This window comes from Neobacillus niacini (genome assembly GCF_019749295.1).
Taxonomy (GTDB): domain Bacteria; phylum Bacillota; class Bacilli; order Bacillales; family Cytobacillaceae; genus Neobacillus; species Neobacillus niacini_D.
Window position 1 is genome coordinate 1 of record NZ_JACWFG010000042.1, and the last position, 7276, is coordinate 7276.

Annotated in this window: 9 protein-coding genes; all 9 read left to right on the forward strand. The window is 34.0% G+C overall.

What is annotated here, in order from left to right:
• Window positions 1-169 precede the first annotated feature (169 nt).
• The 9 genes from H0184_RS27365 (at window position 170) to H0184_RS27405 (ending at window position 7201) form a co-directional block, all read left to right on the forward strand.
• Window positions 170-655 carry a DinB family protein gene (locus H0184_RS27365; RefSeq protein WP_221831208.1) on the forward strand — a complete coding sequence of 162 codons (486 nt, stop codon included), beginning with the start codon at window positions 170-172 and terminating at the stop codon, window positions 653-655.
• 446 nt (window positions 656-1101) lie between these two features.
• Entirely contained in the window at window positions 1102-1653 is a 552-nt protein-coding gene (locus H0184_RS27370; RefSeq protein WP_221831176.1) for a dihydrofolate reductase family protein, read from the forward strand.
• Window positions 1654-1864: 211 nt separating this feature from the next.
• Window positions 1865-2362: a DinB family protein gene (locus H0184_RS27375; RefSeq protein WP_221831189.1), complete on the forward strand. Its 498-nt coding sequence runs from the start codon at window positions 1865-1867 to the stop codon at window positions 2360-2362.
• Window positions 2363-2610: 248 nt separating this feature from the next.
• A complete protein-coding gene (locus H0184_RS27380; protein WP_221831191.1) occupies window positions 2611-3111 on the forward strand; it encodes an SRPBCC family protein in 501 nt (166 codons plus the stop codon).
• 606 nt (window positions 3112-3717) lie between these two features.
• On the forward strand, window positions 3718-4062 hold the full coding sequence (locus H0184_RS27385; RefSeq protein WP_221831193.1) for a n-acetylglutamate synthase: 345 nt from the start codon (window positions 3718-3720) through the stop codon (window positions 4060-4062).
• 656 nt (window positions 4063-4718) lie between these two features.
• The gene (locus tag H0184_RS27390) at window positions 4719-5231 is read left to right on the forward strand and encodes a ClbS/DfsB family four-helix bundle protein (protein WP_221831195.1); all 513 of its coding nucleotides are present in this window, start codon (window positions 4719-4721) and stop codon (window positions 5229-5231) included.
• A 705-nt stretch (window positions 5232-5936) separates the two neighbouring features.
• The gene (locus H0184_RS27395; protein WP_221831204.1) at window positions 5937-6383 is read left to right on the forward strand and encodes a GyrI-like domain-containing protein; all 447 of its coding nucleotides are present in this window, start codon (window positions 5937-5939) and stop codon (window positions 6381-6383) included.
• Between the two features lie 58 nt (window positions 6384-6441).
• The gene (locus tag H0184_RS27400) at window positions 6442-6687 is read left to right on the forward strand and encodes a hypothetical protein (RefSeq protein WP_221831206.1); all 246 of its coding nucleotides are present in this window, start codon (window positions 6442-6444) and stop codon (window positions 6685-6687) included.
• Between the two features lie 70 nt (window positions 6688-6757).
• The gene (locus tag H0184_RS27405) at window positions 6758-7201 is read left to right on the forward strand and encodes a GNAT family N-acetyltransferase (RefSeq protein ID WP_313771839.1); all 444 of its coding nucleotides are present in this window, start codon (window positions 6758-6760) and stop codon (window positions 7199-7201) included.
• Window positions 7202-7276 lie beyond the last annotated feature (75 nt).

Below are 7276 nucleotides of genomic sequence, written 5' to 3' on the forward strand. Positions count from 1 at the left end.
GGAAGCCTTGAGAAAGGTTTCCCTACTTTATTGTTTTGAACTAAATGGCAGGATTGTTGAAAAAGGAATTCAACCTATGTTTGTAGAAATAGTAATATTTAACATCGTTTGGCATTGCTCTAAAAGTATTTTAACAGTTAAATTATTTTCTAAATGGGGAGGGGCATTTTTGCAAACTTTTTTTAGATATAACTGGATGGTAAGAGAAGACTGGTATCGTTGGTGTGAAGAGTTAAGTGAAGAAGAACTTCTGCGGAACCGAACGGGTGGAATGGGAAGTATATTGCATACACTTTTCCATATTGTTGATGTCGAATGGAGCTGGATACGTCTCTTACAAGGTAAAACTGACTTTCAGGAGAGTTTCGATAGTTATAAAGGCTTGATCAAAGTTCGAAAATTGGACGCTGAATTTCATTTAGAGGTGGAAAACTTTGTGAACAGCTGGGATGCTAGTATGGAAAATAAATTATTTTATGATACCTTGCAAGATGGAAGAATTGTGACGGATACTTGGGGTGAAATAATGCGACATACTATTGCTCACGAAATTCACCATATAGGGCAATTATCAATATGGGCAAGGGAATTAGGTAAAAAGCCTGTTTCTGCAAACCTTATAGGTCGGGGTCTTTCATCTCATTCGAATAAATAATTCAAATAGATATTAATTTAGTCGGTTTCTATATATATTGGGTGTGATCCTTTAATTAGAAATCGCCTTTTCGATGTTCTGCAGCAGGTCAGTTTTGTGAAGCAATATCAGTTTGTGAAGAATTGGACTTAAAGTATCGGGTAGCTTTAGTTTAAGAAGGAAATTACATATTTTTAGTTAGAAAAAAGGAATGTCTCCAAAATTAAGACATTCCTTTATATTTTCTACCGTACAACTTACTTTCAACAGAGTATAACTTACTTTCAATAATGACGAATGACACAAATCTCATTACAAATTTGTAATTTAATTTATGGTGCAGTGCATAGACTGTGGGGAAAAACAAATTGAGTTAACTGGGCAGGTTAACTGATTAATAAGAAAAGGAAATTAAACTTGTTTTATAGAATTTACTAGGGAGTTCATTTTCTTGGAGGGATGACTGAATGGCTGAATTGATTTATCATGTTGCAGTTTCACTAGACAACTTTATTGCTGATCAAGGTATGATAGATGGGAATATTAATAATTCTCTCTTTTTATTTGATGGCGATCATGTTCCTGACTTTTTATCAGATATTCAGAAATACGATGCAGTGTTGATGGGAGGAAAAACATATGAGTTTGGATTTCAATTCGGTGCTAAACCGGGTGAACCTGGCTATAAGGGCATAAAACATTACATATTCTCAAACTCCATGCAGTTTGAGTCGAACGAGGAAGTCGAACTTATTAAAGGAGATGCTATAGGGTTTATTGAGAATCTTAAACAGCAAGTGAACGGTAAAATCTGGCTGTGCGGAGGCGGAGAATTGGCTGGGTCGTTACTTAATCATCAACTGATTGATCAATTAGTGCTGAAGGTTAATCCAATTATAGTTGGTGAAGGTATTTCTCTATTCGGCAACGTAAAACCACGTCTTAAATTAAGGTTAGTGGACATGAAACAGTATTCTAATGGAGTCGTCAAACCCACTTATAATATTATTTATACTTAGGATTATCCTGGAGAACCCCTGTATTTAAAAATATTTTAAATTAAAGTTTCATCCAATTATTCAACTACCATGAAAATTAAAGCGAAATTGAGCATAATCAAATGGTTTATGGTTTAATTTCAAAGTGTAAATCACTTAATGGTGTGCAAATGTTAATTCAAAAATAGCTAAGGTTTCAAATTTCATTTGTTTATTACAAAGGAGAATTTAATTGAGTGAAAATAAACTGCTTATTACTTTCAAAAGTGATCTTTACAATTATTCATTGAAGCAGCTTAGATATATCTCGGAAGAAGGGGTTTGGTCTATTGGGCAAATGTATGACCATTTAATTGTTGTTGCCCATGAGTATCTTGATAATATGGAGATATGTGCAAATTTAAATGAGGCAAACCCTTTTGGGAAAACACAGTTTGGCGAGCAATTATTTAGGAACGGAGGGTTTCCACCTATTAAAATAAAATTACCAGATGAACTAAATTCTCCACCCAATAATTCAGACAGTAAGGAAGATTTAATTATCAGGATGGATCATTTAATTCAAAGATTGGGTCAATGGGAATCGAAAGTGGATTATATTAACCCCAATAATAAAGTGAAACATGGAGGATTCGGCTGGCTGAACGCAAAGGAATGGTATAATTTGGTTGGAATGCATTTTCGTCATCATTTTCGTCAAAAAGAAGAGTTGGAAAGTTACATATTATAGATGAAAATTACATAAATTGGGCGCTCCGTTATTCAAGAGGGCTCTTATTAAAATTAATGTGCGCAAGAGTTTAAGTCTAGCCCTGCAATCCCTTTTCTTGTTGAGTTAACGGTGCAGTTAATTTGAAGAGCACAATGTTATACTTGTGTTTCAATAATCGGTACAGATTGTAGAGGATTGGAATAGGGAAGTATAATAGTGAAAATATTGATTCAATAGGGTAATAATTGTGGAAGAGGAAGGTACGTATGACAAAAACATCATTAACATTCCTTAATATGAAACGCAAATTTGATGTTCCAGCAGAAAAAGTGTTTGACGCGTGGACGAACACAGAAATGCTTAAAAAATGGATGTTTACCATGGAACATACTAATAAAGTGGCAGAGAGTGATCCACGTGTCGGCGGAACATGGGAAATTGTGGATCATCGAGATGGGAAAGATTACAGAGCTATTGGAGAATACAAAGTGGTGGAACCACCAACGAAACTTGTTTTCACATTCAAAATGCCTCAATATAGTGATTTAGAAGATGACATTACAGTAGAGATCCAACCGCTTGAATCAGGCTGTGAAATGATCTTCACACAAGAAATTAACGTGACCCATGAAGAGAGTTGGACCACAGACGACATTGAAAAAGCACATGAAGATTGGAAAAAAGAGACCGAACAAGGTTGGCATTATATGTTTTTAGGTTTGAAGGAACTAGTAGAAACAGGAAAGATTACTTATCCATCTTTATAATATAAGTTAAAGGTAACAGAGGTTTTACTTAATAGGGTAAAACCATTCATGAAAAAGATGTCTAGGAACAATTGAACTAGGATTTAATTTTATTCAGCAAAAGGGCGCTTTTCTTTAATAAGAAGGTGTCTTTTTACATTTAACTAGATTATAGAACGAAACATTTTAGAGGAGAATATGAAGGTTTCTACTAAAACCAGACGGTGCAAGAGTGCCAATTCTTAGACACCATCAAACATATAAAGATAGCTTTAAGATAACCAAAATGGTTTTAGACAGTTGTTCTTTCTCAGTTAACACAACTTATGATAAACTTAGGTTATCATAATTTTCAAAATAACAAAACACTCATTTTTCCGTTATAGGGCCAGTTTACGACGCATATCATATTGGGCAAATTGTATTCCTAAGTAAAATGCAAGGAGCTTGGGCAGGGAAACGCAGCTTTTAAAAAAGCTACATTAGATTTATAGTTATCCAATTAAGAGGGGCTATTATGGAATATGCACGGGAACGTCCAAATCGTACGTTCCCATATTTTATACCTGAAAAACAACAATACTACTTAACAAACCCAAAAATATTGGGCAAAGGGGAAGAGAAAAAGTGATAGATTTTAATGGTCGTAGCTTTGTGTCAATTGAAAATACAAATAATGGTGAAGTTTCTTCAAAGACTATTTTTGAATACAAGCAAGAGGGGTTTATCATCTCAGCAACATATAGCGGAGGGGAAATTGTAAAAGGAACATTGATTGGAGTAATAAGGGATAACGGTTGCTTGGAGTTTAGATATAACCACGTTAACTCCAAAAATGAAATTAGAGGCGGTCAATGTATTTCTACTCCTGAAGTCTTACCAGATGGGCGAATTAGGTTATATGAAAATTGGAAATGGCTTGATGCTGAGACTACTGAGGGAAATTCAATTATTGAGGAAATTAGTATTTAAGCTCTGTTATTATTCATTGTTGATTTTCGTGTAGGGGTGAGAATTCATAGGCGGAGAATTTCCGGCTATTGTTTACAGAGTAACCTTTAGAAGCAGATATACGCGGAGATATTCCGCTTAACTGCTTTAAATAAGACAAATTACAAGGATTTGGAAACAATAAGCGGAAAAACTCCGCCTATTTTTAAGGAAATATGGTTATTTCCCAATTTAAACGGAAAAACTCCGCTTATTTTCCAAACACAGTTAAATCAACATTCAGTTATAACAGAGCAAGTATTTAAAATTTAGGGCGATTATCGAAAAGCCGAACACCTGCAAGATAAATTATCTTTTGCAGGTGTTCGGCTTCTTTATTGAAGAATACATTTGAATGGGTTGGTCGGTTGACTTTAATATTCTTTGATTATTAATGATAAATCCATAAATAAGGCTGGAATCCTTACCTTAACTGATAGCCATGGCAGGCATACCCAAATTTTATAAAAGAAGGCATTGTCTTGTTAAACCAGCGGGGGGGCTTTATTATAAAATCAGGTTGCTGCGGCAGCCTTTTCTTATTTTGCTAAGGCAAGTTAGTTGAATTTTCTAGACTTACATTTATTGCCAAGCCCATATGTTCTAATGTTAAAATATAGTAAAAAGGAGGGAATCCTATGACAGCAAAGAGTGAAAAGGAAATTCTATTGTTAAATAGCGACATGAATTTCAAATCACTGATCCTAATAATTGAATCTGTACCAAGCAGAAAAAGGGGCATTTCTATTGAAACGCATGAAAGAGATAAGAATTTTCGTGATGTATTAATGCACCTTTATGAATGGCATGCAATGCTAGAGAGGTGGTATAGAGAAGGGATGGATGGAGATACTCCTTTTATGCCGGCACCTGGCTATAAATGGAGTAGTATTAATCTCCTTAATATCCAAATTTGGGAAAAATACCAAGATGTAACATTAAATCTGGCTATGAACAAATTGAAGTTAAGCCATGAAAGAGTAATGAACTTAATTAAATTACATACCAATGAAGAAATCATGACAAAAAGATATTATAAGTGGACAAAAACAAGTAATTTATATAGCTATTTTGCAGCAAACACGTCCAATCATTACATTTGGGCCATAAAAAAATGTGAAGTTATTGCAAAGTCTATTGAAGAAGGATGAAAACACTCATTTGTGAAATAATGCACTCAAACTAAAATGGGCTATGTTCAAAAAGAATTTAAAATGACGACAGGTAAACTGTGGTATTTTAGTTATTGAATTGGCAAATTATCTTGCGAAAATTGGGTTTTTAAGATGATTATATAATGACATATGGTGACCCTGCGTATTCTATAATAATTTGAAATTCAAACGGTGGTGATTATAATAAAAACGTTAGTTTTATATATATTTGGCTTTTTTCGTTTTATAATTTTGGTTATATCGATTTTAGCTAGTATATGGTTTTTTGTAGTATCTGTCTTTTCAGCGATTGTAGCAATAGGAGGAAACCAGCAAGATTGGATGTACGCATTAACTCAATACCTATACTTTCTTGCTTGTTCATTATCGGTAGGTTTAATGAATGAAATTGAACAGAAAATAAATAAAGAGGACTATGACTTATCAACAAGTATTTGGATTCTTGATTTGTATATGCTTTTATTACTAGCTCATTACGAATTGCCAAAAAGAATAATAAGGAAAATGATAAATAGGTAGATTAATTGATAGGGATAGTTATAAATTAGAAAAAAAACATCGGGTGACGGTGTTTTTAATGTGGGCTGCAGTCTTATTAGTAAAGAAACAACTGATAGAAGGAAATAAATGGGCTGAAAGAGAAATTTTATAGTTAGATATTTAAGACTGGGGGAATAGGATATGGAATGTAAAAAGGTTAGGAGAAGTTTTCGAGTAGCAGGTATAAAAGGCAGAGGAGCTTTTGCTGATTTTGGTACTGAGGTTCCAAAACTTGCGCAGCAATTTCTAAATCGTTTAGATGAAATTGAAATGAGTTCTGTTTCTGAAATAGCCCTATTTGAACCTAAAAGAGATGTAAACCATTTAGAAGGTAACTATTTAGTAGGGGTAGTACTTAAGGAACCTTTAACAGAAGTTCCAAATGGAATGGAATATATAGAAATAGACCAAAACTATGTAACGACTAGGGGAAGCATGATAAATATCGGAACCCTACATAACCATTTATTAAATTGGACTGAGGAACAAGGGTTAAAAAGGGATCTAGAATCTTCTATAGTCGAAACCTATCATTCAATGGATCATGGTGAGGAAGAAGTGGTAATTTATTTACCATTACATCCGTAAAATCTCTTCCTTAAAACAAAGAGCTGGCATATGATGGAGAAAGGGGAAATGGGAAAGGATGAAAAGTTTAGGGTTAGTTTTTATCTTATCTGGGATTATTTTAATGGGTTTAAGCGGGTTAGAAAAAGTACTTATCTTTACATCATACAATGGTAATATACAAGAGATGCAGGCCATTATTGATTTAACACCTTCATTTATTTGGAATATTACTAATTTCACATTTGGGTTTGGTTTAATCTCCTTCATTATAGGTTTACTTTTATTTTTTTCTAAGAATATTACCAAATTCTCTCGTGGCTAGTACAATAATATAACAATTTAATAAAAGGTTCGGGGAGGTTTTAGTCATATCTAATATAGAGCTGGTAAAGATTAATTCTGATAACTGGAGAGAGGCTCTTGAATTATCCGTAAACGCTGAACAACAAAAATTTGTTGCATCTATTACTCCGCCTGTAGCGATTGCACTAGCGAAGGCTTACATAAGGCCGGACGGAAGAGTTGTAGAGCCGTACGGCATATCTGATCAAGCTCAATTGTTAGGATTCTTTAATCTGCATTATACACCTGGAAGTGTTGAAGACTATTGGATTTTTCATTTTTTTATAGATAAAAAATTTCAACGATCTGGGGTGGGTTCTAAAGCGTTAAACGAATTAATCAGACATTTAAAAAAAGCTCATCCGTCTTGTCAACGATTACGTTTAACGGTTCATCCTCAAAACGATGCCGGTAAATTATTTTATTCAAGATTGGGTTTTTCAGATGATCAAATACTGACATTCGGGGAACCTACATATTCTATCAAAATTTAACAGTGGAATCAGTGAATGATAAAAAGGAGCTGCATAGCAGCTCCTTTTTGTGCGACGGGCAGTCCCGTAGAGTGT

Excerpts from the sequence above, each read along its gene's own strand:
- H0184_RS27370 (WP_221831176.1), top strand. The coding sequence starts at position 1,102 with ATGGCTGAATTGATTTATCATGTTGCAGTTTCACTAGACAACTTTATT.
- H0184_RS27380 (WP_221831191.1), top strand. The coding sequence starts at position 2,611 with ATGACAAAAACATCATTAACATTCCTTAATATGAAACGCAAATTTGAT.
- H0184_RS27390 (WP_221831195.1), top strand. The coding sequence starts at position 4,719 with ATGACAGCAAAGAGTGAAAAGGAAATTCTATTGTTAAATAGCGACATG.
- H0184_RS27395 (WP_221831204.1), top strand. The coding sequence starts at position 5,937 with ATGGAATGTAAAAAGGTTAGGAGAAGTTTTCGAGTAGCAGGTATAAAA.
- H0184_RS27400 (WP_221831206.1), top strand. The coding sequence starts at position 6,442 with ATGAAAAGTTTAGGGTTAGTTTTTATCTTATCTGGGATTATTTTAATG.